Consider the following 26383-nt stretch of genomic DNA (forward strand, 5'->3'; position numbering starts at 1 on the left):
TTACAGTATGTCGGTTCTGAGACAGGCCGACTGGTGTTGATCACCAACCGTTTGCAACGGCGGGACGGTCTCGGCACAGGCGGGCTGGGCATAGGGACAGCGGCTGCGGAAGATGCAGCCGGAGGGCAGGACGAGCGGCGAGGGGATCTCGCCGGTCAGCCGGATGCGGCGGTTCTCGCGGTGCAGGCTTGGTTCGGCCGAAACAAGCGCCGCCGTATAAGGATGTTTGGGTGAAAAATGGACCTGATCGGCAGGACCGACCTCCATGACGCGGCCGAGATAAAGCACCATCACCCGGTCGGAAATGTAGCGCACCACCGAAAGATCGTGGCTGATGAACATGAGCGATACACCGGTCTTGGCACGCAGGTCGGCCAGAAGGTTCAGCACCTGCGCCTGGATGGAGACGTCCAGCGCGGACACGGCTTCGTCGCAGACAATGAAGCTCGGCTCGACGGCAAGCGCGCGGGCAATGCCGATGCGTTGCCGCTGCCCGCCAGAAAATTCGTGCGGGCGGCGGTCGAGGAAGCTCGGATCCAGGCCGACCAGCGTGACGAGTTCGATCAGGCGCGGCACCCGGGCAGCACCCTTGTGCAAGCCGTGTGCGTCGAGCGCCTCCGACAGCACCGCCCGGATGGTCTTGCGAGGGTCGAGGCTGGCATAAGGGTCCTGGAAGATGATCTGCATCTGCTTGCGCAGGCTGCGCATCCGGACAGGCGAAATGCTGTTCAGGTCCTGTCCGTCGAAACGCATCACGTCGCTTTGCGACTCGATCAGCCGCAGGATCGCGCGGCCGATCGTGCTTTTCCCGGAGCCGCTTTCGCCGACGAGGCCGAGCACTTCGCCCGGTGCGACGCTGAAGCTGACATCATGCAGCACCTTGAGTGATCGCTTGGAAAAAAGACCACTGCGTCCGATCGAATAGCTCTTCTTCAGATTGCGGACGTCGAGAAGGGGTGCGGCTGTCATGCGGCCTCCGTCTGGTGGTTCATCACGCCCGCCGGTGCTTCCGGCGCCCGCAGGCAGCGCACGGCGCGTTCGCCGTCTGCGCTCGGATAAAGGGCCGGCCGGATGTGGGCGCAGGCCGGCAACGCGATTGGACAGCGGTCACGGAACGTGCAGCCCGAGGGGCGGGCAGATGGTAGCGGTGGCGTGCCTGAAATTGCTGGAAGCCGGTCACCACGGGCCGAGTTCAGCTCTTCATGCGAGGACGGCATGCTTTCGATCAGGGCACGTGTATAGGGGTGGTGCGGATCGCGCAGGATTTGCGCGGCGGGACCCTCCTCCACGATCAGGCCCGAATACATCACCGCCACGCGGTCGGCGATATCTGCAACGACACCGAGATTGTGGCTGATGAACAGCAGGCTGAGCCCGTTCCCCTGATCCTGCCGCAGGGTTTGCAGCAGTTCGATGATCTCCGCCTGGATCGTCACGTCGAGCGCGGTGGTCGGCTCGTCTGCGATCAGCAGGCGCGGTTCGCAGCTCAGCGCCATTCCGATCATGACGCGCTGGCGCATGCCACCCGACATCTGGTCGGGGTAGCTGTCGATCCGCCGCTCGGCGTCGTTCATGCCCACGCGCTTCAGGAGCGCGATTGCATGGGCGCGGGCGTCGGACTTCGACATCGGCCGATGCGCGGTGATGGCCTCGATCATCTGGTCGCTGATCTTGTGGATCGGATTGAGCGAGGTCATCGGCTCTTGGAATATCATGGCGATGTCGTTGCCGCGGATGTCCTCGAGCCTGCGGGCATCGAGAAAGCCGAGGTCAACAACCTCGTCAGACTTGCGTCGCAGCTGCAGCGTGCCGCCTACCTGCCGGATAGCGCCAGGCAGGAGGCCCATCAGCGCCAGAGACGAGAGCGATTTTCCCGATCCGCTTTCGCCGACAAGTGCCGTGCACTGGTTGGCACGCAAAGTAAGCGAAACGTCCTCGATAACGGCAGGTGTTCCGAAATGCGCAGTCTCGAGCCTTAGGTTGTTGATGACGGCAACCACGTCCGGGTCTTTGATGGTCGGCGCATTTGCCCGCGACTTCGGCTTGGAAACCTCATCCATGCTGCTGCCTGAAGTGCCTTTCGGGTCCAGTGTGTCGCGCAGGCGGTCGCAGAAGAAGTTGATGGCATAGATTGTCAGCACCAGAGCGGCACAGGGGATCATGATGCCGAGCGGATCCTGGTTCATGAATTGACGCGCACCGCGGATCATCTGGCCCCAGGAGGGGGCCGGCGGCACCACGCCGAGGCCGAGGAAGGACAGGCCGCTTTCGATCGTGATCGCGGCGGCTGCCGTCAGCGAATACTGAACCGACAGGGGGCCGGCGATGTTCGGCAGAACGGTTCCAAGCACGATGCGGTACGAAGGCGTGCCAAGCGCGCGGGACGCTTCGACAAAATCAAGGGAGGTAACCCGCAGTGCCTCGGAAAAGGTAATGCGCGCAAAGGTCGGAAAATACAGGACCGAGAGCACGGCAACCAGCGTGACGCTGCCCGGTCCGAACAGGGTGACGACGAGCAGCGCCAGAAGGATGGGCGGGAAACAGAGGACGATGTCGGATAGCCGGCTCGTCACAAATTCCGAGGGTCCACGGAAATAGGCGCCGACCAGACCGAAAAGCGTACCGATGATGCAGGCAATGGTGGTCGCCACAAAAGCGACGGTCAGCGATACCTGGCCGCCGTAGAGCACGCGGGCCAGCCGATCGCGGCCGAATTCGTCCCGACCCAGCCAATGCTCCAGGTCAGGGGCGGCGAGCCGATAGCGAACAGCGATCTTGACGGGATCGTCGGCAGTGATCAGCGGAGCGGCAAAGGGAATGATGATCAAGGCTGCCAGAAACAGGCTGGGCAGGATCATGCGCTTGGGAAAATTTCGGACTGACATCATTGCAGGCGGATCCTCGGATCAAGCAGCGAGGACAGGATATCGATCACGAGATTGATACCGATGAAGATGGCCGCGACGGTCAGGATGACGGCGCGGACCGTCGGGTAATCGCGTTGTTCGACCGCCGAAACCAGCAGGCCACTAAGGCCGGGCCAGTTGTAGATGAACTCGACAAGGACGGTAGAGCCGAGAAGGATGCCGAGTTGCAGGCCGACGACGGTGATGATCGGTCCGAGCGCATTGTAGAGGATGTGTCGGCGAACCACCCGCTTGCGGCGAAGTCCCTTGGCCACGGCGGTGCGCACCCAGTCGTGCCCCCGCATTTCCAGCACGCTCGCCCGGGTCATGCGAAACACGATCGTCGCCAGGTGCAGGCCGACGGTCAATGCGGGCAGAACCAGCATCTGAAGATGCTGCATCGGATTGGCCGCGAAGGCGACATAACCGCCGGCCGGCAGCCAGCCCAGGACCTGTGCGAAGAAAAAGATGAATAGCGTGCCGAGCACGAAGCCCGGAATCGAGGTCAGAAGCGCATTGATGGCGGAGGCGGCAATGTCGAATTTTCCGCCTGCCCGCAATCCGGCCGCGGTGCCCGCGGGAATGGCCAGCAACAGCGCGAAAATCGTGCCGGCGATAATGATTTCGAGCGTGCGCGGAAGGCGCAGGGCTATGACAGAGGAAATCGAGCCGTTGTCGACAATCGACGTGCCGAAATCCAGCCGCGCGGTATTGTAAAGGAAGGTCACGTATTGCGTGAGGACCGGCTTGTCGAGGCCCATGTTGACCCGCAGATTGGCGATGGCTTCTGCGGAAGCGGAACCGCCGCCGGTCGACAGCAGCAGTTCGGCCGGGTCACCCGGTACGATGATGAGAAGCGAAAAGATGATCGTGCCGATGACCAGAAGCATGGCAACAGCTGCCGCCATGCGACGAGAAATGAAGGCCAGCATGCAACGCTCCTTATGCGAATTTCGTCTCGTCGAGCGCGTAACCCGATGAACCGCTGAGGAAGCCCGGCAACTGCTCGAAGCCTTCGACCGACTGCTTCATGGCATAGGCCTGGATGCGCCAGTTCAGTGGAACCTGCGGCACCTCCTCGTAATAGGCGACGACCAGCTGTTGGTAGATGGCCTTGCGCTTGTCCGGATCGACCTCGTTGCGGCCCTGTTCCAGCAGGCCGTCTATGCGCGCACTCTTGAAACCGAAGGATTGCAGATAGGACGGATTGCCGGAATAGAGCAGAGACCAGAGTGCATCGGGGTCGTTGTAATTGCCCGACGTCCCGTGGACTGCGATGTCATACTTGCCTTCCTTGCCGGCCGTCACGCGGGTGCCCCAGTCGGGCAGATCGAGCGTCGCATTGATGCCGATGGCGCCGAGATAGGCCTGGACTACGGAGGCGGTGTCCTGGTGCATGCCGTAGGTGGCCGTTGCCAGTAGCCGGCATTCGAAGCCGTTTGCATATCCCGCCTCGGCAAGCAGCGCCTTGGCTTTCTCGACATCGTATTTCCATTCATGGGCCGGATCGGCGAGATCAAATTTGGAGCCGCGTGGGTTCGGGAAACCAAACAGCGGTTCGCCTCGTCCGGCAAAGGCAGCATCGACCACATCCTGGCGTTCGATTGCGTAGCCAACCGCCTGACGCACCTTGGGATTGGCGAACGGGCCGCTGGTGACGTTGAACAGTAGGAACATGAAGGGTCCCAGCGTGGCCTTCATCTTCAGCGTCTTGGACGCCTCGACCGTGTCGAACTGCGTCCAGGGAAGATATTCGATCAGGTCGACGTCACCGGCTTCGAGTGCTGCATAACGCAGGTTTTCGTCGGCATAGGCGACGAAGCGGATGCCCTCGACCCGCGGCTGGTCGGCCATGTAGAAGTCTTTGAAGCGCGCAACTTCGATATAGACGTTCTTTTCGCTGCCCTTCAACGTAAAGGGGCCGGCGCCGATCGTCTCGCCGTCGGTGCTTTTCTTCGAAATCACCGGGCAGCAATAGCTGGCCAGCAGGTCAAGGAAAATGGCGCTCGGCGCTTTCAGGGTGATCTTGACCGTTTTGTCGTCGACCGCCTCGACAGAAGAAATGATCTTGAGATCGCTTTTCAGAAAGGCTGTGGAGCCATTCTTGGTGATCTCGTTCAGCGAGAAGGCAACGTCCGCCGAAGTCACCGGGCTGCCGTCGTGGAAGACGGCGTTCGGGCGCAGCTTGAAAACGACAGTGGTAGGGTCGGTCCATGAGAAGCTTTCGGCCAGTTCGGTCACCAGCTTGCCGCTCGCGTCGTAACCCATCAATCCGCGGTACAGCATCAGCTTGACGGTGTTGGCAGCGCCCCCGGTATTATCGAAGGGCTTGATGGTCGGCGGGAAGGTCGAGAGGCCGAACTTCAACACGGAGGGCGGTGTCTGGGCAAGCGTGCCGTGCGGCAAGGTCATCGCGACAATGCCAGCGCCGAGGCTGATCAGTACACCGCGTCTGGTGGGGGACAGGCAGTCGGAAGGTGTCACAGATACCTCGGGTTTGTTGGAGGGAAAATGCGGCTTCGGTTGTTCCATCAGTCCAGCGTCGAAGCCGTCTGGTGTCCAATCGAAAAAATTTTGGTGGAATATAGATTTCTTTGCCGGCCACCATCAGACGGGTTTGCCTGATAATTTACCAATTGATTCTAATGCACAAATCGTAATCAGATCTCGCGCCCTAGCAAACAAGAATGCGAACATTATTTTCCGCGATCCCTATTCTAATGGGCCAATCGGTGCAGTTACTTCTCCGGTGCGGCTACCGATACGGAAGGTCTCAAGGCGGCGCGTTGGTCAAAACACCCGCGCTTAGGCCGTTCCCATTCTCCGGTTTGGCGGAGGAGGGGGATATTGCAATCAGCCGTAACCGACAGGGTGAGAACTGGCCCGTTCTTTGCTTCGCACATGCCATGAAGACTTTGAAAAACCAGCGCCAGCAATCGGTCACGGATGTCACATGGCGGCGCCTGTTCAGTGCGTTGAACAAGGACGGGCAGGCTCTCAACCTGCAAATCCGCCGCATGATCGTTAATGCCATCGAGACCGGTGTGCTCAGTCGCAATACGAGATTACCATCGACCCGACAGCTTGCGGCCCTTCTGGGTATTGCCCGCAACACGGTGACGACGGCCTATCAGTTGCTGGCCGACGAAGGTTTCCTGATCTCGAAGGAGCGCAGCGGCATTTTCGTGGCGGCCGTCGGAGCGGCACCGGTGGTCAACCAGCCGCCGTCGGCTTCGTTCGACCAGTGGCAGGCAAGGTTTGCCATCCAGCCCTCCGCACAGCGGCAGATCTGCAAGCCGAGGGACTGGTTGGACTATCCCTATCCCTTCCTGTTCGGGCAATACGACCCGGCACTCTTTCCGACCAACAACTGGCGCGAAGCCGTGCGCGCTGCGTCCAGTGTCAGGGAGATCCAGGGCTGGGCGGGAGACATGATCGATGATGACGACCCGGATCTGGTCGAACAATTGCGCAGCCAGGTCCTTCCGCGTCGCGGCATCTTTGCCGGTGCTGGCGAAATCATCGTGACGATCGGCTCGCAGCAGGCCCTGTCGATGCTCGTGCAGCTGCTGGTCAGCCGCCGCACTGCGGCCGGCATCGAGGATCCGGGTTACCCGGATGTGCGCAACATGGTGAGCCTCGCGACATCGAACATCGTCTGCCTTAACCTCGACCGCCAGGGCGTCATTCCGGATGCGAATTTTGCGCGCAGCAACGTCGCCTTCCTGACCGTCAGCCACCAATGCCCGACCACGTCGGTGATGCCGCTCGAGCGCCGCAAAATGTTGCTTCAGGCGGCGCGTGTCGATGATGTCCTGATTGTGGAAGACGATTACGAGGCCGATCTTTCGATTGAAAGCGATGGTGACATCCCCTCGCTCAAGAGCCTGGATAGCGATGGTCGGGTCATCTATGTCGGCAGCTTTTCCAAGGTGCTCGCACCGGGATTGCGGGTGGGCTACATCGTTGCGCCACGCCCGGTCATTGACGAGCTGCGCGTGCTGCGCCGCCTGATGCTGCGCCACCCGCCCACCAACAACCAGCGTGCGCTCGCAAACTTCATCGCGCTCGGCCACTACCGCCAGCACCTCAAACGCACCGGAACCGTGATGCTGGAAAGGGCGCGGATCATTTCCGAATGCCTTCCGCATCTGTTGCCATCCTGCAGGGTGACGCGAGGCGAGGGAGCAACGAGCTTCTGGATCGAGGGACCGAAGGATTTTGACGCCCGCCGCATGATGGAGGCAGCCCGCCAGGCGGGCATCCTGGTCGAAGCGGGCGACATCTTCTTCAGCGATCCGGCGCACGGCCGCCGCCTCTTCCGGCTCGGCTTCGGTTCGATTGCGGCAAACCGCATCGAGGCGGGTCTGTCGCGCCTGGCGCCATTCGTCGAGCCGTCCCGACCAACCGTCGCGCCATCCGTGCCACGTCGAGCGGTCGCCTCCCTCCATCCGACATTGAGCGCTCCCTGACGCCGTGGGTCCAGAACGGACATTCGATGGTACCAGAGAGGGTTGGGCCATCACTAGGCTGCGGGGCCGTGCTATGCGGACATTCCACGTTCAAGGAGATGCCCCATGAATTCGGCGATATTGCCCAACGATATCCAGGCCGTGATCGAAGCCGACCGCGCCCATGTCTGGCACCATTTGACCCAGCACAAGACCTTCGAGACGGCCGATCCGCGCATTTTCGTCGAGGGACGCGGCATGCGGGTCTGGGATGCGACCGGACGTGAATATCTGGATGCTCTTTCCGGCGGCGTGTGGACAGTCAATGTCGGCTTTGGCCGGGAAAGCATTGCCGACGCGGTCCGCGATCAGCTTGTCAAGCTCAACTATTTCGCCAATTCCGCCGGCTCCGTCGCGGGCGCGCTTTTTGCGCAAAAGCTGATCGAAAAGATGCCGGGCATGAGCCGCGTCTATTATTCGAATTCAGGATCGGAGGCCAATGAGAAGGTCTTCAAGATGGTGCGCCAGATTTCGCATCGTCATCATGGCGGCCAGAAATACAAGATCCTCTACCGCGAACGCGATTACCACGGCACCACGCTCGGCACGCTGGCGGCTGGCGGCCAGCCGGAACGGCGCGAACAGTACGGACCGCTGCCCGAGGGTTTCGTCGAGGTGCCGCATTGCCTCGAATACCGCAGCCAGTATGGCGACATCGACAACTACTTCGAGCGTGCCGCCGACGCCATCGAAGAGGTCATCCTGCGGGAGGGGCCGCAGACGATCGGCGCGCTCTGCCTCGAACCCGTCACAGCCGGCGGCGGCGTCATCGTTCCACCCGACGGCTATTGGCCCCGGGTCCAGGAAATCTGCCGGAAATACGACATTCTCCTCCATATCGACGAGGTTGTCTGCGGTATCGGCCGCACCGGGAAATGGTTCGGTTACCAGCATTTCGGCGTCGAACCTGATTTCGTGACAATGGCAAAAGGCGTCGCCTCCGGTTATGCGGCGATTTCCTGCACCGTCACCCATGAAAAGGTTTTCAACCTCTTCAAGGACGACCCATCGGACCCGATGTCCTATTTCCGCGACATCTCGACGTTTGGCGGCTGTGTTGCCGGCCCGGTTGCTGCGCTGGAAAACATGCGCATCATCGAAGAGGAAGAGCTGTTGGAAAACACCACCCGCATGGGTGAACGTATGCGCGCCAACCTGCGGGAGCTGCAAGAACGCCACGCGGTAATCGGCGATGTCCGGGGTCTGGGTCTTTTTTGCGGTGCGGAACTGGTCAGCGACCGGCAGTCGAAGACACCCGTCGAGGAAAAACAGGTTCAGGCAGTCATCGGTGCCTGCTTGAGCGATGGCGTCATTATCGGCGCGACCAATAGGTCGCTGCCAGGCTTGAACAACACGCTGTGCTTCAGCCCGGCCTTGATCGCGACGGCCGCTGATATCGACGCGATCACATCCACTGTCGATCGGGCGCTGACAAAGGTGTTCGGCTGACAGCTGCGCACGGCTTCCGTTCCAGACAAGGGCTCGCCATGATTGGCCGGGCCCTTGTTCATTGGCTGATCAGGTCGTCTGTTCGCGATGAACCTGGAACGGCGCCCAGGACTGGCTGACCGGCATGATCTCGAGGCTGTTGATGTTGACATGCGCCGGCAGGCTGGAGACCCAGTAGATGGTTTCGGCGATGTCCTCCGGCTGAAGCGGATTGGCGCCCTGATACAGTCGGTCGTAGGACGCCTGATCGCCGCCGGTGCGCACCAGGGTAAACTCACTTTCCGACAGCCCCGGCTCGATCGACGTCACGCGTACGCCCTTGCTCGAAAGGTCGCTACGCAGGCCCAGCGAGAACTGGCGCACGAAAGCCTTGCTGGCACCATAGACGTTGCCGCCGGGATAGGGCCAGTTGGCCGCGATCGACGCCAGGTTGACCACAAGCCCGCGGCGCGTAACCAGCGTTTCCAGCAGAAGCCGGGTGATGGTGACGAGACCGGTGATATTGGTGTCGATCATCGTTTTCCATTCGGCAAGATCGCATGTGTCGGCCATTCCGGTGCCAAGCGCCAGACCGGCATTGTTGATCAGGGCATCGATCGCCTGGAAGTCCAAGGGCAGCGACGCGAGTGCAGCTCGCGTGGCTGCCTCATCCCGGATGTCAAAACAGATACCGATGGCGCGTGTCTCTCCTCCCAGTTCAAGGACCAGCTGATCGAGACGATCCTTTCGCCGGCCGGTGACGATGACGTTCCAGCCTTCGGCCACGAAACGCCGGGCGATGGCCTCGCCGAAGCCCGCGGTGGCGCCGGTAATGAGGGCGGTTTTCGACATGATAGGTTCCTTTCGGGGGATCAGAAATCAGACGGCGAGGAATGCGCCGATGGCTTGGACAAGGCCGATGGTGGCGATCAGAACCAGACCGCCGGACGATACTCTATGCCAAAGCTCCGGTGACATTCGGCGTGACAGGAAAAAGCCGACACCGAAACCGGCGAGCGTCAGCGGGAAATAGAAGGCAAGCAGTTGCATGAGCTGCAGATCGATCGTGCCGAGAAAAAAACGGCTGACGAGGCTGGCGAGATCGACGACGCCGAAAAAGACCGCCAATGTGCCGCGAACATATAGCCGCTGCGTTCCGCCGGCCAGCAGCCATGCGGCCGCCAGCGGCCCGCCGACGGCAAAGGCTGATAGCAGCAGTCCGACGGTAAAACCTATCAGCATGCCGATGGATCGGCCGGCCAGCCAACTGGGTGGATTGCGGATCATGGCCACGCAGGCCGTAAGCGCGACGATAATCGCGACCATCATCCGGGCGATGTCTCCGTCGAGCCGTGCTGCCAGCAATCCGCCGCAGATGGCGCCGCACAGACCCGAGAGAAGAAGAATGCGGCCCGCAACCCAGTCAATCGCGCCATGCTTGCGATTGAGCAATGTGAAGCCTGTCAGAAGCAAATCGTTGAACAGAATGAATGGCACGCTGACGGCCGGCAGCATCATCGCCCCCGAGATCCCAAGTGAGGCGACCATCGCGTAACCGAAGCCGGTCACGCCGCGAAATCCGCCCGCGCCGATCGTCACGATTGCAATTGCCAGCGCCTCCATTTCCCCTCCCAAGCCAGAGCGGCTGCCGAGCCACTTCTGCGGACCGGTCTAGGCAAACGGGCCAATGCCGGTGAGAGCCAGACGGCAGCAACGATGGGGCCAGTCGACATGCACAGGGCCAGATGGCTGTCAAATCGCCGCAACTGGCTCTTTCGGCATGGCAATTGCTTCACGCTTAATGCGGGTAGTTTCCGGTCCTCTTTTAGGAGTGAAGTTCATGAAGCGCCTGAGCAAAGCATTCGCATCCGTGGCCATGGCCTGCAGCATGGTGTTCGGCGCATCCGTCACCGCCTCGGCGGCGGACAAAAGCCTGACATTCGCCTATCAGGACATGATGACCCCCATCCGCGTGCTGATGGAATCCGGCAAGCTCGAGGCCGAAACCGGCTACAAGATCAAATGGGTGAAGTTCGGTGGGGGTGGCGACGTCATCCGCGCCATGTCGTCCGGTGACGTCAATATGGGCGAAGCTGGTTCCTCGCCGGTTGCGGCGGCAGCTTCCCAGGGCCTGCCGATCAAGCTGTTCTGGATCCTCGACGACATCGCAAATGCCGAGCAGCTGGTGGCCCGCAACGGCAGCAACATCAAGACGATCGCAGACCTCAAGGGCAAGACGGTTGCCGTGCCGTTCGTGTCGACCTCGCATTACCAACTGATGTATGCGCTCTCAGAAGCCGGCCTTTCGTCCAAGGACGTCAAGCTGCTCAACATGCGGCCGCCGGAAATCGCCGCCGCGTGGGAACGCGGTGACATCGATGCGACATTTATCTGGGCACCGGTTCTCGATGTCGCCAGAAAAAGCGGCACCGTCATCGCCAGTGCGGGCGATTTCGCCGCCAAGGGCAAGGCGACCTTTGACGGGATCGTCGTCACCGACGAGTTCGCCGACGCCAATGCCGAGTTCATGACGACCTTCGTCAAGCTCCTGGCCGCCTCCGACGCGGACTACGCCAAGAACAAGGCCGCCTGGACGCCGGACTCCACTGAGGTTCGCGCTGTCGTCAAATGGACCGGCGCGAACGCCGCCGACGTTCCGGCCGGCATGGCCGCCTACAAATTCCCGCCACTTGAGGAACAGGCGTCGGCGGCCTGGCTTGGCGGCGGTGCCGCCAAGGCTCTGCAATCGACCTCCGAGTTCCTCAAGGAACAGGGCCGTGTCACCGATCTCGCTCCCGACTATGCGGCCTTCGTGACCGACAAATATGTGAAGTCAGCCGCCAAGTAAGCGACGTTTCTTAAAGGCCGGGCCGAGGATTTCGGTCCGGTACAGCTTCTGACGGAGTGATCCCGATGCTTCAGATCCGCAATGTAAGCGTCCACTACGGAGAAGGCGAAGGAGGAACTGTCGCGCTATCGCGTATCGATCTCGATATCGGACCAGGAGAATTCGTCGTGGCGCTCGGTGCCTCCGGCTGCGGCAAGACCACGCTTCTTTCCTGCATCGCCGGTTTCCAGCCGGTGACCGACGGCACGATCTTGATCGACGGGAAACCGGTGAGCGGACCGGGCCCCGATCGCGGCGTGGTATTCCAGCGCCACGCACTGATGCCTTGGTTGTCCGTCGTCGAGAACGTGGCGTTTGGCTTGCGCATGCAGGGCATGCCAAAAGCGGAGCGGCTTCAGCGTGCCCGCCACATGCTCGAACTCGTCAGGCTCGACGGTTCTGCCGAAAAGAAGATCTACGAACTTTCGGGCGGCATGCAGCAACGCGTCGGAATCGCCCGCGCGCTGGCAGCCGATCCGCGCATGCTTTTGATGGACGAGCCGCTTGGCGCGCTGGACGCCTTTACCCGTGAGCAGGTGCAGGAGCTGATCCTCGGCGTCTGGGCAAAGACCAGCAAGATGGCTTTCTTCATCACCCATGACGTCGAGGAAGCCATTTTCCTTGCCACCAGACTGATCATCATGACGCCGAGACCGGGCCGAATAGCCAGGATCATGCCGCTGGAGTTCAGCAGGCGGTTCCTCGAAAGCGGCAATGCGCGGGCGTTAAAATCCTCGCCGGACTTCATCGCTGTTCGCGAGGAAGTCCTTGCCGCCATCCACCAGGGAGACAGGATGACACGGGAGGCCGCAGCATGAACGATCTCTCGGAAAGTCATTCGGTAACGGCAGCCATCCCGGCCCGCAGGCAGCTTAAGAAAATCCGTCGTAGGAGGCCGCTCAGCGGCATGCAGATCGGCCTGATCAGCCTGCTGATGGTGGCCTTCATGCTGGCCGTCTGGCTGGTCGTCACCCATCTCGGCCTTGTCAAGCCGCTGTTCCTGCCGAAGCCGGAGACGGTGCTCAAGGCGTTTTCAGATGCGATCGATGGACGAATTGACGGGGCGCCGCTGACGGAACATGTGGCGATGAGCCTGTTCCGGGTCGTTTTCGCCTTTCTGCTCGCGGCGCTGGTCGGCATTCCCGTTGGCCTCGCCATGGGCATCAGCCCGGCTATCCGTGCCATGTTGGACCCCTTCATCGAATTTTACCGGCCGCTGCCACCGCTCGCCTATCTGCCGCTGGTGATCATCTGGTTCGGCATCGGCGAGACCTCGAAGGTTTTGCTGATCTTCCTCGCCTGTTTCGCACCGGTGGCGCTGGCCGCGCGCGCCGGGGTGCTGGCCGCCTCGTCCGACCAGATCAACGCTGCGCGAGCACTGGGCGCCAGCCGCCTGCAGCTGCTGAGCTTCGTGATCCTGCCGGCAGCACTTCCCGACATTCTGGTCGGTTTGAGGATCGGCATGGGTGTCGGCTGGACGACGCTGGTTGCCGCCGAAATGGTGGCGGCCTCGACGGGCGTCGGCCAGATGGTCCTCAACGCTTCGAACTTCCTGCGCACCGACATCGTGTTGATGGGCATTTTTGTGATCGGCTTCTTCGCGGTGGTCTTCGAATTTGCCATGCGCTGGCTGGAGAAGAAGCTGGTTCCGTGGCGTGGCATGGCCTAGCAAGCGCACCTGCCAGAGACGGCGGTCAGATCGCCGGCAGTGCCGCCAAAGTATCCGCGCGTTGGGTGCTTAACCACCCGAAGCGGCCAGTGCAATCGCATTCGCAACCTCTTCATATCGATCGGTGAGGTTGCTGGTCGCCACCCGCAGATGGTGGGTGGGCTGAACCGCGAATTTCTTGCCCGGGTGGACGGCAATGCCGCGCGCTGCAAGCGTGACGAGAGCGAATGGCTCCGATGCCACAGGAACCCAGGCACAGAGTCCACCGCCTGACGGCACGATCACGTCACGCTCTGCCAGAGCCCTGACAAGATTGTCGCGGCGCGCCTGGTAGAGCCGGCGTGCCTCCTTCAAGCCTTCTGCCGTCGTCTCATCGCGCAGCAGCCAGGCGGCTGCGCCCTGCAGGATGCGACTTGTCCAGCCAGAGCTGAAACTCCGGTAGGACTGGATCTGCTCGATGATCAAGCGCGTGCTGGAAAGGACCGCCAGGCGGAGATCCGGTCCCAAGGTCTTCGAATAGGACAGGATATGGATGACCCGATCGGGGAACACGCGCCCGAGCGATTGGCGTGGCGCGTCGGAAATATCCGCAAGGCCGTCATCCTCGATGATCAGCACGTCGGTATCACGCAGTTCCTCGGCAAGTTCCGCCATTCGCCGGGTTGCCACGGTCTGACCCGTCACTGAGTGCAGCCTTGGCTGGAATATGAAGGCGACCGGCTTGCTCAGCATTGCCTGCCTTAGGGACGCGGGCAGGGGGCCGTCGGAATCGCAGACGACCGGCACGATCCTGGCGCCGTGATCCTCGAGGATATCGAGAAGCCGCATGCCCGTCGGTTCTTCAATGGCAACGGCGGCACCTGGCGGCACAAGCGCATGGATCAGCGTGTAGACCGCGTTATATCCGCCGTTCGTCGCCAGAAATGCCTCCGCCTCGTAGGGCCAGGTCCTGCGAACGTCTGCCTCAAGCTCCGGCAGGATGCGACTGCGCTCGTAGCTGTTCAGCTTCTCCGTCGATACCGCATGAACCAGTGCATTCCCGAGCGCCGGCAGCAACGCCCTGTCGGGCACGGCCATGGTCAGGTCCAGCACGCCGGCACCGTAATGGCCGACACTGGCCAGTCGCTCCGGCTTGGCGACAAAGCTGTCGCCACTCACCCAGGTGCCGTTACGGCCGCGCCCGGTGATGATCTTTTGGCGACGAAGCTCGCTCCAGGCCTCCGAAATGGTCGCGGGGCTCACGCCCAGCGAAAATGCCAGATCGCGGATTGGAGGCAGCTTAGCGCCGACCGGCAGCGCTCCGGCCCGGATTAAGGCGCTGGTCTCCAACGCTATTCCGCGAATTGAGCGATCGGTCAATTTTTCAGCAAACCAGCTCGAATTATAGGCATCGCTCATTTCGTCACCATTTAAATGTTCAATAACGTAATACCGTTTGATCATTTCGAATTGAACATTTTATCTTCGGCCTATCAGCATTTCTGTCGTGAGTAACTCAAATGACACTGCGCCTTCGAATTGCACTCCGTGACTGGGACTACATAACGCCGCTTGTCCTGGGCGATGTCTCTTCCGACAAGCTTGATCTTCAGGTCGATCGCATCGGGACGCTGGTGTCGCACATTGGCAAGGACCCGGACCACGAGGCGGCCGAAGTCTCCTTCAGCCGCTACACCCAGCTGCGCCACGACGGCGATGAAAGCGTTGTCGGAATCCCCAACTTCATCATGCGCGGCTTTCGTCACCGCTGCATCATGACCATGGGCGACAGCGACATCACCACGCTTGACCAACTGGCCGGCAAGCGCATCGGGGTCACGGGCTGGCGAGACAGTGGCAACACCTGGACCCGCGCCGCCATCCGCCGCGAAGGTGTCGAGGTTACCGATGCCATGTGGTATGCCGGACGGCTGACGGAAGCGCATCCGATCGCCGACCGCCTTGATGGTTTTGGGCAGCCCGGCCTGATCGAGGCATGCCCCGGCGAGCGGCCGATGGTGGACCTTCTGCGCGAAGGCGCGCTGGATGCGATCTTCACACCGTTCATGCCGAACGGCTATTTCGAACCCGGTTCGCCCTTCCGTCAGGTGCTTCCTGATTTCCGCAGCGAGGAGCAGCGCTACTTCGCTGACGTCGGTTATGTGCCCGGCATGCACCTGATCGGCATCAAGGCCGAGGTTGTGGCGGAAAATCCATGGGTGATTGCCGAGATCAGCCGCCTCGTTGATGAAAGCCAGAAAATGTGGACGGAGAAGCGCCGCAAGTATGCGGAAACCACGCCGTGGATGTTCGATGAGGTGCTCAAGACCTCCCGTGAACTCCCTGAAGGGTGGGACGCCAGCGGCTTTGCTGCCAACCGCAAGATGATTGGCGACTTCGCCAAGGAGCTCCATGCGCAGGGCATCATGAAGCGCGAGATGATGCCGGAAGAGCTTTTCCAGTTCGATACGGACGGCAACCAGATCTGATCTCTCGCCGAAACTGCAAGTTCCGAAGAAACACGCATTCGTAAAACAAGGGGAATGACCATGTCGCATAAGAAACTGATTGCTCTTACCTTCGCCGGCGTCGCTCTGGCCTGTGTCGCCCAGGCGCAGGACGCTGCCCCGAAGTTGGACGTGAACAAGGAACTGCACGACAGACTGCCGGAAGACATCAAGACCGCCGGCAAGATGATCTCCGTCAACAACGGCTCTTTCCCTCCCTATGAAATCGTCACCGGCACGGAGATGACCGGTGCCAGCGCCGATCTCACGGACGCTCTGGGACAGGTTCTCGGCGTCAAGATCGAGCACGCCACAGTGGGTGGCCTGCCGGCGCTGCTGGCGGGTGTGAACTCGGGCCGCTACCAGTTCGCTTTCGGCCCGGTCGGCGACTACAAGGAACGCGAGACGGCCAACGACTTTGTCGACTGGGTCCAGGAGTTCGTGGTTTTCGCGACGCTGAAGGGAAATCCCAAGGGCGTCACGTCGCTCGATACGGCCTGCGGCCAACGCGTCTCGGTCATGGCCGGCGGCTCTGCCGAACGGGTGATCAAGGTCCAATCGGAAAAATGCGTGGCTGACGGCAAGGGGGCGGTCACGGTCCAGTCCTATACGGACCAGCCGGCATCCATCCTCGCCGTCCGCTCCAAGCGTGCTGACGCCTTCTTCTCCTCCCAGGCGCCTCTGACCTACTTCGTCTCCCAGGCGAATGGCCAGCTGGAATTGGCCGGCGTCGGCCAGAAGAACGGTTTCGAAGACATCTTCCAGGGTGCGGTCGTCCCCAAGGGCTCGCCACTTGGCCCGCTCTTCGTCGATGCCATCAAGGTACTGATGGATAACGGCACCTATGGCGCAATCATGAAGAAGTGGGGCCTCGAGAACAACATGATCAAGCAGCCCGGCCTCAATCTGGGTGGGCAGCTTCCAAAATGATCAACAGCACACAAAGTGATGCGGCGCCTCAGGGCGTTGCGAATTTTCGCGATGTGGCGACGGCCCACACGCCTTTCAGAACCGGCCGTCTGCTTCTTTGGCTGGTGATCGCTTTTGTCGTCATAGATTTCGGCTGGATCATCGCCCATAACGAAGGCTTCGGTTGGCCGGTCGTCGCCCAGTACTTCTTCGATCCCACCGTAATCAGCGGTCTTTACGTCAGCCTCGGCTTGACTGTGGTCGCCATGATCCTCGGCGTCGTGATCGGCCTGGTGATCGCCATCATGCGCATGTCGAATGACGGGCTCGCCAACGGTTTTGCCTCCCTGTTCATCTGGTTCTTCCGCGGCACGCCGCTCTTGGTCCAGCTGATCTTCTGGTACAACATGTCGACGCTGTTTCCGGAGATTTCGATCTCCATTCCGTTCGGCCCGACGCTGGCCAGCTGGGACACCAATTCGGTGATCACCCCGATGACGGCTGCCATCGTCGGACTTGCTCTCAACGAAGCGGCATACATGGCGGAAATCATCCGTGGCGGCCTGATTTCGGTCGATCGCGGCCAGGCCGAAACCGCAGAGGCCTTCGGCATGACCAAGGGTCGTGCCCTGTGGCGGATCATCATCCCGCAGGCGATGCGGTCGATCGTACCGCCGACTGGCAACCAGCTGATCAGCATGATCAAGGCGACCTCCTTGGTCAGCGTTATCGCCATGGCCGATCTGCTCTACTCCGTCCAGTCGATTTACAACCGCACCTTCGAAATCATACCGATGTTGCTGGTCGCGGTCCTCTGGTACCTGCTCATCACTTCGGTCCTCAATCTCGGCCAGAGCTATATCGAGGCCTATTACGGCCGCAGCGAGCGCCGCAATGCCGGCGTCGCCAAGGTCGAAGCCGCGACAGGGGAGGCGAGCCATTGACCGTGATCGACACCGCAAAGCCATTGGTGCAGGCCCGGAACGTCCACAAGGCGTTCGATCATCTTGAAGTGCTGAAGGGCATCGATCTCGATGTCATGCCGGGCGAAGTTGTCGTCATCCTTGGCCCATCCGGCTCCGGAAAATCGACCTTCCTGCGCTGCATCAACCATCTGGAGGCCATCCAGAAGGGCTTCATCGAAGTGGATGGAGAGCAGATCGGCTACAGGCTTAAAAACGACCGTCTGGAAAAGCTGTCCGCCATCGGCATTGCCAAGCAGCGCCGCAAGATCGGGATGGTGTTCCAGCAGTTCAACCTCTACCCCCACATGACGGTTCTGCAGAACATCATCGAGGCGCCGGTCGGTGTTCACCGCGAAAGCCGCAAGGATGCCATCGAGAATGCCAAGCAGCTGCTGAAACGGGTTGGCCTCTCGGAAAAGGTGGATGCCTATCCCCGCCAGCTCTCCGGTGGCCAGCAGCAGCGTGTCGCGATCGCCCGGGCCTTGGCGATCAAGCCGAAGCTGATGCTGTTCGACGAGCCGACCTCGGCGCTCGATCCCGAACTGGTCGGCGAAGTGCTGGCGACCATGCGGGATCTGGCAAAACAGGGCCTGACCATGATCGTCGTAACGCATGAGATCAGCTTTGCCAGGGAAGCCGCCGATCGCGTCGTGTTCATGGATGGCGGCGTCATCGTTGAGCAAGGCAAGCCCGAGGATGTGATCGGCAATCCGCAGCATCCGCGCACGCAGTCTTTCCTGTCGCGCTTCCTCTGAGCGAAATCCCCTTTGAGCCCTCGGTTGATTGCCGGGGGAACAGTCCGCCAATCTTCAAAAAATCTGGAATCCGCATGCCAAGTCAAGACAATCTCTACGCTCGCGTCTCCGATTTCGAAGCCATGGAAGCAGACCTGAAGGCGACCCGCCATCACCTGCATGCCCACCCGGAACTCTCCTTTGAAGAAGCCGAAACGGCGCGTTACGTCGCTGATAAGCTGGAAGGCTGGGGATACGACGTGACCCGCAGCGTCGGCGGCCATGGTGTCGTCGCGGTGCTAAAGAATGGCACGGGCACCAGGAGCATCGGTATCCGGGCGGACATGGACGCCTTGCCGATCGAGGAAGAGACCGGCGTGGCCTATGCTAGCACTTTTCCGGGCAAGATGCACGCCTGCGGGCACGATGGCCACACGACTGTTCTTCTTGGAGCGGCCGAGTACCTCGCCGAGACCCGGCGTTTCAACGGCACCGTGACACTAATCTTCCAGCCGGCGGAAGAAGCCGGAAAAGTCAGCGGCGCCCAGAAGATGATCGCCGACGGTCTGTTCGATCGGTTTCCAATCGACGCTATCTTTGGCCTGCACAATCATCCCGGCATGCCGGCTGGAACACTGCTGACGCGCCCGGGCCCGATCATGGCGGCGGGGGATACCGTCCGGATCACCATCATCGGCAAGGGCGGACACGCGTCGCGCCCGCATCTGACGGTGGACCCGGTCTTGATCGCCTGCAACCTTGTCATGACACTCCAGTCGATCGTGTCACGCAATGTCGATCCGACCCAGACCGCGGTTGTGACCGTCAGCACCATTCATGCCGGCGAAGCCTCGAACGTTATTGCCAACACGGCAAAGATCGCAATGAGCGTGCGATCTTTTGATCCTGCGATCCGCTCCTTCCTCGAAGAGCGCATCCGCAAGCTGACGGCAAGCGTTGCCGAAGGGCATGGCGCCACCACCGAGATCGACTACGAACACGGCTATCCTGTCGTGGTCAATTCGGAAAAGGAAACCGCGTTTGCCCAGGCCGTCGCGGAGGAACTAGTCGGCGCTGAAAACGTGGCGACATGTCCGCTACTTCCTGGCAGCGAGGATTTTTCCTACTTCCTTCAGCATCGCCCCGGCAGCTTCCTGCGTCTCGGAAACGGCAAAGACTCAGCAATCCTGCACTCCTCGGGATATGACTTCAACGACGGCAGCCTCACCACCGGGGCCGCGATGTGGGCTCGGCTCGCAGAGCGTTATCTCGACCAGTAGGCGAAACTGGCAAGTCCTGAAGTACGAAGCTTAAATCAAGGGGATGGCGCCAGCCGCCATGTAAAGGAGCGCTCCCGTGATGCCGAGCGCGATGGCCGTCATACTAAGCCCGAGAAGAACCACGAGACCGTCGCGCTCGATCAGACCGATGGCGATCGCACAGAGTGCCGCAACGGGGGCAAGGTTTCCAAACGGGATTGGCAGAGCGACGGCGACTGCAAGGCAGAAGACCGGAAGCGCAAGCAGGTAGGGCATGCGTGGTCCGGCAAATGCCTTCATCCGACCCGGCCGGACAAATTGTTCGATCCGTCGGACCAACGGCGATGCATACCGCTCCAACGCTTCGAATGCCTTTGCCGATATGCGTCGATTGGCTAGCAGCGACGGAAGCCATAGGGATTCCAGTCCGATCGCGAATTGAAGCGAAACAATTGCGAGCGCGGAGCCGAATATCATCCCGAAAGGACCGGGGATCGGGATCAGCGCCGGCAGTGCCAGAAGAAGCATCACGAAACCGAAGCCGGACCTCCCTATGAGCTCGAGAGCGTCGGCAATCGTCAGGCCGTCCCGGGTGCGTGCGTTTGCTACAAGATGTGACAAGGTCTTGGACGCTGTGCCGGTATCGTGCTCGCCGTCGGGCCCTGCCAGGGTCAACCTTCCGCCTCGCGCGTATTTTTAGTGCTGATCAGTGCGCGCAACGCGCCGCAGCTCGGATCGGCACCATCAAACACCCGTTCAGGTGACATCCACCCAATCGAGATGCCGATCGCTGTAGCCGTCGCCCAGCCCGGCTCATTGCCGGCCTTGTCGATGAGGCGTGGAACCTCAATAGCGAGGCATTGGCGCGACTGCTGCACAAGCTCTACCGGCGCGTTAGCGTTATCGAGATGTTGCCGCATCTCGGCATGCAGCGGATCGATAACGAATAGCGTAAAAATCCATGCGGCAATGTCTGCGATCATCATCCTGGTCCCGTGTCTTACGGCATCTGTCGGTATGGGGTCCGACATCGTGAAAGCGCCGAAGACTTTCACCAGAGGGGCCCGGACCAGCGGGTCGAACATGATTTGGGAAGAGGAGTGGGAGTGTTCAAGGCTGTGGGGCCTTGACGGCGCAAGTCGGCCTGGTCGATCACACTGCAATCGCGCGAACAGAAAGCAATGCTGCATGCCATATTACCTCGTCACCCAGACGTCGCTCGTGGAGGGTGCGGATGAAGTTGAAGCCGCTCGGAAAGTCCTCACGAAGTTGAAGTCGGATTCCGCCGTGAGATTCACCGTCAAACACGATGAAGAGACGATCCGGCAGGTGACGGTTGCCAACGTCCCTGCATGGGGAGCCGCGCAACCGACTGCGCAAGATCCTCGATCATCCCCGAAACGGATCCAGCAAGACATCGTGCTTGAGGCCTCAGGCGTCAATCAAGCCGATGCAAATGTCTCCAAGCGGCCTGTCCTGTCAGCCAGGAGTGTTATTCTAGGATTGAGCCTGTTTGCAGCCGGCGTAACAGCGGGGCTGGTCATCATGGCTTTATTTGATCGCACTCATGGATGAGCCAAGGGAAACTTCCGGAAGACAGTTGAGAAGAGCTGCTACTGTTCCTTGAGGGGATCGTTCGGACTGGAAGCGTCACCGCCGCAACCGTTGAATTAGCCATGCGCCACAGCGCTTTCAGCAAGCAGCTTTTTTTTGCTGCAAGCATGGTTAGGCATCCTGCCCTTCGAAGAAAATCGCAGAGGGATGATTTCGACAGCCGATGTCGGTCGCCTTGCGGAAGTGCTCGGTGGTGCTTTGACGGGATTCACGATGCGTTGGAAGTGACTGTCGCTGTTCCTCGTGTCGCTGGCGGTCTTCTTCATCACGGAGTTGTTGCCCGGCGATACCTCACAAGAACTGCTTGGCCAAGCCGTGACGACGGAAGCCGCATCCCAGCTTCGCGAAACGCTCGGTCTCGATCGTCCGGCAATCCTGCGTTATTTCGAGTGGATTTTTGGGCTGCTGACCGGCGACCTCGGTTACTCGCATGTCTCTGACCGGCCGGTTGCCAACCTCGTCGCCGAACGCCTGCCGAACTCGCTCACACTCGCTGCCATCACCATGGCGATCACCATTCCGCTGGCGCTCGGTCTCGGTATCGTCGCCGCCATCTGGAGAGGTTCAATTTTCGACCGGGCGATCTCGTCAGCTGCGATCATGCTCGTGTCGCCAAACGAGACAGCTATCTTGCACCGGAAAGGGCTTGGGGTACGCCGGGAGTGAAAATAGGCTTTTGTCGCCATATCCGGCCCTGTTCCATGCGATCGTAACCGATCTTGAACACCGCCCTCATGTACACATTGCCGAAGGGTTGACTGAAATTGTAGGGGACAGGGGCGTCAATGACTGCCATGTGGAAGTTTACTCCGGTACGCCTGCAATACTCGTAGGCCGCGTAGAGAGACTGCCGTGTCTGAGATTTAACCAAGCTTGCGTAAGCCCGCGTCACTACGGGTACGGTCGAATTGGACGTGACAGAAAACTCAGGCATCAGTGTATTGTTGATTAAGAAATACATGTCCGCCCCGCGAATGACTGCGGGCAACGAGACATTCGTATCCGACAACATCGCTTCGGGAACAGTCACGATCTGGGAAGACGGGGCTCCATCTGAATGAAGCTCGGAAATCGTTCGACCATCGATCGTAGCAATGATCTTTACCGCTGGAAAAGCGCCGGGAATACTGGCAGATGCCACCAATACATTGCGGAACAGATTAAGCGCATCCGGGCGCGAGCTGGCGGCAATCGCGCCCATGTCCCAGAGCATGCCGCGCTGAGTATCGAGATTGGTTGTCAGGACAAAAAGATCTCTGCCTTTTCGGTATTCCACCGCAATTCGGTCGAGTACTTCTTGCGTTACGTGTTGCTCGACCATGTTCATTAAAGGCTTCTGGTAGTATAGGCTCTCGCCGAGAAGCCCAGAAATAATTGGTCTGCGTTGGAGCAGATCTTCAGCGACTCCACTCGTGTATAGATGCTCCAGCGTATCGTCGTAGTCAGGGCCGAGAAACGCAAACGGGGCGATGAGTGCTCCCGTGCTGACGCCACTGACAACGTCGAATGTTGGACGGTCGCCGCGTTGCGACCACGCTTTGAGAGCGCCCACAGAGAACGCACCGCCAGCGCCGCCGCCAGAAATTGCCAGATATTTATGCCGCAATGGAGATGGTGTCCGCGGTACTCTTTTCTTGGCAAATAGTCCGACTTCGCCGTCCAAAGGCTTGCGCACATTCGCAAATCCGGGGATCTCGGCGCCACGCGCATCGTCTCGAGAGTAAGGCTCTCTTGCCGATGTACAGCCGAACAAACCCAGAGCGATGATGAGGCTGCTAAGCACGCCTCTTAAGCAGAACGTTGGCAGCTTTATCAAAGCCGCACGGAAGGGTGACGCCAATTTTGCAGGCCTTGATTAGCGCTTCAACGTTATCCTGATCGCGAAAGCTCTTCGCGATCAGGACGGCTCTCACACTACGCGTTAGCTGTAGGGTGACATGCAATGCGCGCGTATTCCTGCTCGCGGAACATAGCTGTTGTCAGATGCGACATAGGATCGGTAACGCTTCGCGCACCAAGCGAAATGTTCCGGTGGCAAATCCTGACGCATGCGGTGGCCAGGTGGTCTGTATCCTGGTGGTGGCGGCTCGTAACCCGGAGGTGGAGGTGGCGGACCATCATCCTGCGCGGCGATCGCTCCGCCAACTATCGAGCCGGCCGCAAACGCCGACAGTGGGTACCACCATCCATCGAGGCCACGACGTAACCCGCCTCTCGGCTCAGGTTCGCCGCGATAGCCGTTCAAAAAACCGGGCCCATTCTGCGCGACAATGATGGATTTGGGGGCCTCATTAATAGGCGGGAAGAATTGTGCCCAGGCCGGCGAGGCGATGACGACGGACACTGACAGAAGTGCAATCGATAATTTATTCATTGTTGTTCTCTCGTTAACGCGAGAACCAAAGTCGGCACACTATGGCAAAAATCGAGCGATTACTGTGTGATAGCGTCTTATTTACTCTGCTTTACTGAAGTCGTCATTATCTTAACAACAGATTAGACAACTCGGGGAATAAGCGCTCTGGTGCAGGTCTTGACCGGCCAGGACGAGCCCGGCGCCGCGGTGCAACTCGTCTATCTTACCCGCGGACAGTTGCCGCGACGTGTCCGCGTTCTGGTGGATCTGCGTCGCGGACATGAGCGTAGTAGTGGTGCGGGAGGAACATTCTCAGTTAGCACTCGACTCCGAGACACTATAACTAGCTGGGCGCACTAGTGGAATGGCGCCTCAATTGCGGTTTTAGGCTCTGAAAATACTGAAGATATCGCGAAGAATGGGGTCACATTCGTCCCTGAGGTTCACGTTTTTTGCGCGGCAGGTCGGACACGCGACCAAAACACCAAGCTGATGAAGAAAATTACAGACGCGGTGGTTGAGGAATTCGGAGCTGCGCCGGGCTCGGTCACGGTGCAGATTATCGAGGCGACTCTCGCTGACAAGATAAAGGGTGCAATTCCATTCAACGAGCGGTGAGGCGGACCTCATATTGCAGGACCATGTGCGTTGATGTGACGGGTAGTCAGGCAGATCACGTTTCCACTGTTCGGGATCTCTTAGACGCAGGAGACCTATTAAGTCGCCGGAACCCGAACCTCCGGATATTGCCACTAGTCTAAGGTACAAATCTTTGCCGTGTTCTGACTGCACCTGGAAACATGCCGAAGAGCGTGACTGACCGTATCCATGGCGATGGATCATTCATACCCGCTATCGTAAATGGTCGGTGGGAGGCTGTAGTTCGCCTGCGCGGCACAGCATTCAAAATCCGACGCAGGTCGGCTGCCACGCACATGATCGGTAACGGGCAATCTTTTTTGTTTGCGTTTGATATATCAGATTTCAAATTTCAGTTGAAACGACATTATCTAGCTGCTAGATCGAGCCTCACCGTGGGAGGAAAGCTGGACGGATGGAACGCGACGATGTGCTTTTGCCGGTTGAGCCGGTCTTTCTGAAAAGTCTGCGCAGCCATGTCTATGGACTGGTCCGCGATGCGATCCTGTCGGGCAAGCTCAAGAGCGGGGAGAAGCTCAACGAGCGGCAGCTGGCTGGCAGTCTCGGCATAAGCACGACGCCGCTCAAAGAGGCGTTCAGAATTCTGGAGGCCGAAGGGCTTGTGAGGTCAGAACCGCGTCGCGGGATCTATGTGACGTTCGATCCGGCCCAGGCGGAAGAGATGATGCTGGCCCGCGCTGCGATCGAAAGCATGATCGCGCGGCAGGCGGCAAAGCGTGTCTCCGAGGAACAGATCCTGCGTATGCGCGCACTCCTCATCGAAATGCGCACAGGCCTCGAAACGGTGGATGTCCTGGAACTGATCAATCTCAATGAGCGGTTCCACAACGTCATTCACGAGGCCTCGGGCTGCGCCTATCTGCGTCGCCTGCAGGGCGGGCAGAGCATCTACAATCACACGGCGCGCCTTAGCGTGCTCTCGGAAGAACGCGAGCGGTTCCTCGCCGTCGAAGAACACGAAGCCATTGCCGACGCCATCGCTGAGCGCAAGCCGGACCTCGCCGAGCAGCGAATGCGCGATCATGTCATCCGATCGGGTGAGAAGCATCTCATCCGCGTGTCTCAATCCGAAGATCAGAAAGATCGGGCATGAATATTCGTGACTATAGACGGGCTCTTGGGGGAATCTCCGGCGTCCACGTAACAGCCTATGACGATTTCGGCGCCATCGAACCCCATATGACCGGCAGGATCATTCGCCGCATCGCCGACGCCGGCATCCACAATATCGTCACTGGTGGCAATACCGGCGAATTCTACAGCCTTCAGCCTGATGAAGTGCTGCGCCTGCAGGCCATCTGCGTCACAGCGGCAGACGGCAAGGCTGCCGTTACAGCGGCGGCCGGACGCTCGATCGGCGAAGCCATCGCCACCGCCCGGTCGGCAAAGCGCGAAGGCGCGCAGGGCGTGATGGTCCATCATCCTCTCGACCCGTTCGCGGCGCCGAAGACCCAGGCCGACTATTTTATCGCCATTGCCGAAGCGTCGGAGCTGCCGCTCGTTGCTTATGTGCGCTCCAATGCCATGGCCGTCCACGATCTCGCCCGGATCGCCACGCATCCGAACATCGCTGGCGTCAAATTCGCATCGACCGACATGATGCTGTTTTCCGAATGCGTCCGCGCGACGGAGGGAACGGATGCGGTTTGGATCTGCGGTCTGGCGGAAGGCTGGGCGGCTCCCTTCTACGCGCTTGGCGCCAAGGGCTTTACCTCCGGTCTGGTCAATGTCGACCCAGTGCGGTCGATGGCGATCTGGATGGCGCTGGAGGCCGGAGACTACGGCAAGGTACGGATGCTGGTCGCTCCGATCGCCGGTTTCGAAGCGCTGCGGGCCAAGTTCAACAACGGTGCCAATGTCACGGTCGTCAAGGAGGCGCTGACGTTGCGTGGAGACAGCGTCGGGCCTGTTCGACTGCCGGGTTTGACCAAGCTCGATGCTGACGATCGCAAAGCTCTCGAAACAATTCTCGAAGGCTGGGAGGCCATGCCCGCATAAG

Annotated in this window: 26 protein-coding genes; 15 read left to right on the plus strand and 11 right to left on the minus strand. The window is 60.1% G+C overall.

The window, feature by feature from the left end; translation table 11 throughout:
- Genes ASG19_RS22465 through ASG19_RS22480 form a run of 4 tightly spaced genes read right to left on the minus strand, consistent with a single transcriptional unit; the run spans position 1 to position 5438 of the window.
- Positions 1–969: an oligopeptide/dipeptide ABC transporter ATP-binding protein gene (locus ASG19_RS22465; RefSeq protein WP_062463151.1), complete on the minus strand. Its 969-nt coding sequence runs from the start codon at positions 967–969 to the stop codon at positions 1–3.
- Complete coding sequence (locus ASG19_RS22470; RefSeq protein ID WP_062463155.1) at positions 966–2888, minus strand: dipeptide/oligopeptide/nickel ABC transporter permease/ATP-binding protein; 1923 nt, start codon at positions 2886–2888, stop codon at positions 966–968. Before ASG19_RS22470 ends, ASG19_RS22465 begins: the two co-directional genes overlap by 4 nt.
- On the minus strand, positions 2885–3838 hold the full coding sequence (locus tag ASG19_RS22475) for an ABC transporter permease (protein ID WP_062463158.1): 954 nt from the start codon (positions 3836–3838) through the stop codon (positions 2885–2887). Before ASG19_RS22475 ends, ASG19_RS22470 begins: the two co-directional genes overlap by 4 nt.
- 10 nt (positions 3839–3848) lie before the next feature.
- On the minus strand, positions 3849–5438 hold the full coding sequence (locus ASG19_RS22480; RefSeq protein ID WP_200933938.1) for an ABC transporter substrate-binding protein: 1590 nt from the start codon (positions 5436–5438) through the stop codon (positions 3849–3851).
- 374 nt (positions 5439–5812) lie between these two features.
- Between ASG19_RS22480 and ASG19_RS22485 the strand changes: the two genes are divergently transcribed.
- Both ASG19_RS22485 and ASG19_RS22490 read left to right on the plus strand, forming a co-directional pair.
- Positions 5813–7378, plus strand: a complete 1566-nt coding sequence (locus tag ASG19_RS22485) for a PLP-dependent aminotransferase family protein (protein WP_082476505.1) — start codon at positions 5813–5815, stop codon at positions 7376–7378.
- A gap of 105 nt (positions 7379–7483) precedes the next feature.
- Positions 7484–8866 (plus strand): aminotransferase class III-fold pyridoxal phosphate-dependent enzyme, encoded by a 1383-nt coding sequence (locus ASG19_RS22490; protein WP_062463161.1) that lies wholly within the window; start codon positions 7484–7486, stop codon positions 8864–8866.
- 69 nt (positions 8867–8935) lie between these two features.
- On the opposite strand, the gene ASG19_RS22495 is transcribed toward ASG19_RS22490, so the two are convergent.
- Positions 8936–9697, minus strand: a complete 762-nt coding sequence (locus tag ASG19_RS22495; protein ID WP_062463164.1) for an SDR family NAD(P)-dependent oxidoreductase — start codon at positions 9695–9697, stop codon at positions 8936–8938.
- Between the two features lie 27 nt (positions 9698–9724).
- On the minus strand, positions 9725–10468 hold the full coding sequence (locus ASG19_RS22500; RefSeq protein WP_062463167.1) for a sulfite exporter TauE/SafE family protein: 744 nt from the start codon (positions 10466–10468) through the stop codon (positions 9725–9727).
- A 217-nt stretch (positions 10469–10685) separates the two neighbouring features.
- On the opposite strand from ASG19_RS22500, the gene tauA reads away from it, so the two are divergent.
- The 3 genes from tauA (at position 10686) to ASG19_RS22515 (ending at position 13401) form a co-directional block, all read left to right on the plus strand.
- Positions 10686–11693 carry a taurine ABC transporter substrate-binding protein gene (gene tauA / locus ASG19_RS22505; RefSeq protein WP_062463170.1) on the plus strand — a complete coding sequence of 336 codons (1008 nt, stop codon included), beginning with the start codon at positions 10686–10688 and terminating at the stop codon, positions 11691–11693.
- 65 nt (positions 11694–11758) lie between these two features.
- Entirely contained in the window at positions 11759–12550 is a 792-nt protein-coding gene (locus ASG19_RS22510; protein WP_062463173.1) for an ATP-binding cassette domain-containing protein, read from the plus strand.
- Positions 12547–13401: an ABC transporter permease subunit gene (locus ASG19_RS22515; RefSeq protein WP_062463176.1), complete on the plus strand. Its 855-nt coding sequence runs from the start codon at positions 12547–12549 to the stop codon at positions 13399–13401. Before ASG19_RS22510 ends, ASG19_RS22515 begins: the two co-directional genes overlap by 4 nt.
- 69 nt (positions 13402–13470) lie before the next feature.
- On the opposite strand, the gene ASG19_RS22520 is transcribed toward ASG19_RS22515, so the two are convergent.
- The gene (locus ASG19_RS22520; RefSeq protein WP_062463179.1) at positions 13471–14799 is read right to left on the minus strand and encodes a PLP-dependent aminotransferase family protein; all 1329 of its coding nucleotides are present in this window, start codon (positions 14797–14799) and stop codon (positions 13471–13473) included.
- Positions 14800–14900: 101 nt separating this feature from the next.
- On the opposite strand from ASG19_RS22520, the gene ASG19_RS22525 reads away from it, so the two are divergent.
- The 5 genes from ASG19_RS22525 to ASG19_RS22545 all read left to right on the plus strand — a co-directional run bounded on the left by ASG19_RS22525 (position 14901) and on the right by ASG19_RS22545 (position 19775).
- A complete protein-coding gene (locus ASG19_RS22525; protein WP_062463182.1) occupies positions 14901–15869 on the plus strand; it encodes a hypothetical protein in 969 nt (322 codons plus the stop codon).
- Positions 15870–15929: 60 nt separating this feature from the next.
- The gene (locus ASG19_RS22530) at positions 15930–16817 is read left to right on the plus strand and encodes an ABC transporter substrate-binding protein (protein WP_062463321.1); all 888 of its coding nucleotides are present in this window, start codon (positions 15930–15932) and stop codon (positions 16815–16817) included.
- Positions 16814–17740: an amino acid ABC transporter permease gene (locus ASG19_RS22535; RefSeq protein ID WP_062463184.1), complete on the plus strand. Its 927-nt coding sequence runs from the start codon at positions 16814–16816 to the stop codon at positions 17738–17740. The genes ASG19_RS22530 and ASG19_RS22535 overlap by 4 nt, the downstream gene beginning before the upstream one ends.
- Complete coding sequence (locus ASG19_RS22540; RefSeq protein WP_062463188.1) at positions 17737–18516, plus strand: amino acid ABC transporter ATP-binding protein; 780 nt, start codon at positions 17737–17739, stop codon at positions 18514–18516. Before ASG19_RS22535 ends, ASG19_RS22540 begins: the two co-directional genes overlap by 4 nt.
- Positions 18517–18590: 74 nt before the next feature.
- Positions 18591–19775, plus strand: a complete 1185-nt coding sequence (locus ASG19_RS22545; RefSeq protein ID WP_062463191.1) for a M20 aminoacylase family protein — start codon at positions 18591–18593, stop codon at positions 19773–19775.
- A gap of 30 nt (positions 19776–19805) precedes the next feature.
- Here ASG19_RS22545 and ASG19_RS22550 read toward each other — a convergent pair whose 3' ends face one another.
- Both ASG19_RS22550 and ASG19_RS22555 read right to left on the minus strand, forming a co-directional pair.
- Complete coding sequence (locus ASG19_RS22550; RefSeq protein WP_062463194.1) at positions 19806–20429, minus strand: exopolysaccharide biosynthesis protein; 624 nt, start codon at positions 20427–20429, stop codon at positions 19806–19808.
- Positions 20426–20740: a hypothetical protein gene (locus ASG19_RS22555; protein WP_244473955.1), complete on the minus strand. Its 315-nt coding sequence runs from the start codon at positions 20738–20740 to the stop codon at positions 20426–20428. The genes ASG19_RS22550 and ASG19_RS22555 overlap by 4 nt, the downstream gene beginning before the upstream one ends.
- 202 nt (positions 20741–20942) lie before the next feature.
- On the opposite strand from ASG19_RS22555, the gene ASG19_RS22560 reads away from it, so the two are divergent.
- Both ASG19_RS22560 and ASG19_RS22565 read left to right on the plus strand, forming a co-directional pair.
- Entirely contained in the window at positions 20943–21329 is a 387-nt protein-coding gene (locus tag ASG19_RS22560) for a hypothetical protein (RefSeq protein WP_062463197.1), read from the plus strand.
- Between the two features lie 282 nt (positions 21330–21611).
- Positions 21612–22034 carry an ABC transporter permease gene (locus ASG19_RS22565; protein ID WP_062463200.1) on the plus strand — a complete coding sequence of 141 codons (423 nt, stop codon included), beginning with the start codon at positions 21612–21614 and terminating at the stop codon, positions 22032–22034.
- On the opposite strand, the gene ASG19_RS22570 is transcribed toward ASG19_RS22565, so the two are convergent.
- The gene (locus ASG19_RS22570) at positions 21994–23208 is read right to left on the minus strand and encodes a patatin-like phospholipase family protein (RefSeq protein WP_244476260.1); all 1215 of its coding nucleotides are present in this window, start codon (positions 23206–23208) and stop codon (positions 21994–21996) included. The two genes, ASG19_RS22565 and ASG19_RS22570, sit on opposite strands and share 41 nt — an antisense overlap.
- An 81-nt stretch (positions 23209–23289) precedes the next feature.
- Positions 23290–23742, minus strand: coding sequence for a BA14K family protein (locus ASG19_RS24700; RefSeq protein WP_200933939.1), 453 nt, complete (start codon positions 23740–23742; stop codon positions 23290–23292).
- 390 nt (positions 23743–24132) lie between these two features.
- Between ASG19_RS24700 and ASG19_RS24660 the strand changes: the two genes are divergently transcribed.
- The 3 genes from ASG19_RS24660 to ASG19_RS22580 all read left to right on the plus strand — a co-directional run bounded on the left by ASG19_RS24660 (position 24133) and on the right by ASG19_RS22580 (position 26382).
- Positions 24133–24342 carry a tautomerase family protein gene (locus ASG19_RS24660; RefSeq protein WP_082476506.1) on the plus strand — a complete coding sequence of 70 codons (210 nt, stop codon included), beginning with the start codon at positions 24133–24135 and terminating at the stop codon, positions 24340–24342.
- Positions 24343–24778: 436 nt separating this feature from the next.
- Complete coding sequence (locus ASG19_RS22575; RefSeq protein WP_082476507.1) at positions 24779–25477, plus strand: GntR family transcriptional regulator; 699 nt, start codon at positions 24779–24781, stop codon at positions 25475–25477.
- On the plus strand, positions 25474–26382 hold the full coding sequence (locus ASG19_RS22580; RefSeq protein WP_062463203.1) for a dihydrodipicolinate synthase family protein: 909 nt from the start codon (positions 25474–25476) through the stop codon (positions 26380–26382). Before ASG19_RS22575 ends, ASG19_RS22580 begins: the two co-directional genes overlap by 4 nt.
- Position 26383 lies beyond the last annotated feature (1 nt).

The sequence above is a fragment of the Rhizobium sp. Leaf306 genome, from assembly GCF_001423425.1.
Lineage (GTDB): Bacteria > Pseudomonadota > Alphaproteobacteria > Rhizobiales > Rhizobiaceae > Neorhizobium > Neorhizobium soli.

Excerpts from the sequence above, each read along its gene's own strand:
- ASG19_RS22515 (WP_062463176.1), top strand. The coding sequence starts at position 12,547 with ATGAACGATCTCTCGGAAAGTCATTCGGTAACGGCAGCCATCCCGGCC.
- ASG19_RS24700 (WP_200933939.1), bottom strand. The coding sequence starts at position 23,742 with ATGAATAAATTATCGATTGCACTTCTGTCAGTGTCCGTCGTCATCGCC.
- ASG19_RS22560 (WP_062463197.1), top strand. The coding sequence starts at position 20,943 with ATGCCATATTACCTCGTCACCCAGACGTCGCTCGTGGAGGGTGCGGAT.
- ASG19_RS22555 (WP_244473955.1), bottom strand. The coding sequence starts at position 20,740 with ATGATGATCGCAGACATTGCCGCATGGATTTTTACGCTATTCGTTATC.
- ASG19_RS22480 (WP_200933938.1), bottom strand. The coding sequence starts at position 5,438 with ATGGAACAACCGAAGCCGCATTTTCCCTCCAACAAACCCGAGGTATCT.
- ASG19_RS22495 (WP_062463164.1), bottom strand. The coding sequence starts at position 9,697 with ATGTCGAAAACCGCCCTCATTACCGGCGCCACCGCGGGCTTCGGCGAG.
- ASG19_RS22465 (WP_062463151.1), bottom strand. The coding sequence starts at position 969 with ATGACAGCCGCACCCCTTCTCGACGTCCGCAATCTGAAGAAGAGCTAT.
- ASG19_RS22510 (WP_062463173.1), top strand. The coding sequence starts at position 11,759 with ATGCTTCAGATCCGCAATGTAAGCGTCCACTACGGAGAAGGCGAAGGA.
- ASG19_RS22580 (WP_062463203.1), top strand. The coding sequence starts at position 25,474 with ATGAATATTCGTGACTATAGACGGGCTCTTGGGGGAATCTCCGGCGTC.
- ASG19_RS22520 (WP_062463179.1), bottom strand. The coding sequence starts at position 14,799 with ATGAGCGATGCCTATAATTCGAGCTGGTTTGCTGAAAAATTGACCGAT.
- tauA (WP_062463170.1), top strand. The coding sequence starts at position 10,686 with ATGAAGCGCCTGAGCAAAGCATTCGCATCCGTGGCCATGGCCTGCAGC.
- ASG19_RS22485 (WP_082476505.1), top strand. The coding sequence starts at position 5,813 with ATGAAGACTTTGAAAAACCAGCGCCAGCAATCGGTCACGGATGTCACA.
- ASG19_RS22470 (WP_062463155.1), bottom strand. The coding sequence starts at position 2,888 with ATGATGTCAGTCCGAAATTTTCCCAAGCGCATGATCCTGCCCAGCCTG.
- ASG19_RS22535 (WP_062463184.1), top strand. The coding sequence starts at position 16,814 with ATGATCAACAGCACACAAAGTGATGCGGCGCCTCAGGGCGTTGCGAAT.
- ASG19_RS22525 (WP_062463182.1), top strand. The coding sequence starts at position 14,901 with ATGACACTGCGCCTTCGAATTGCACTCCGTGACTGGGACTACATAACG.
- ASG19_RS22575 (WP_082476507.1), top strand. The coding sequence starts at position 24,779 with ATGGAACGCGACGATGTGCTTTTGCCGGTTGAGCCGGTCTTTCTGAAA.
- ASG19_RS22545 (WP_062463191.1), top strand. The coding sequence starts at position 18,591 with ATGCCAAGTCAAGACAATCTCTACGCTCGCGTCTCCGATTTCGAAGCC.
- ASG19_RS22500 (WP_062463167.1), bottom strand. The coding sequence starts at position 10,468 with ATGGAGGCGCTGGCAATTGCAATCGTGACGATCGGCGCGGGCGGATTT.
- ASG19_RS22490 (WP_062463161.1), top strand. The coding sequence starts at position 7,484 with ATGAATTCGGCGATATTGCCCAACGATATCCAGGCCGTGATCGAAGCC.
- ASG19_RS22475 (WP_062463158.1), bottom strand. The coding sequence starts at position 3,838 with ATGCTGGCCTTCATTTCTCGTCGCATGGCGGCAGCTGTTGCCATGCTT.
- ASG19_RS22530 (WP_062463321.1), top strand. The coding sequence starts at position 15,930 with ATGTCGCATAAGAAACTGATTGCTCTTACCTTCGCCGGCGTCGCTCTG.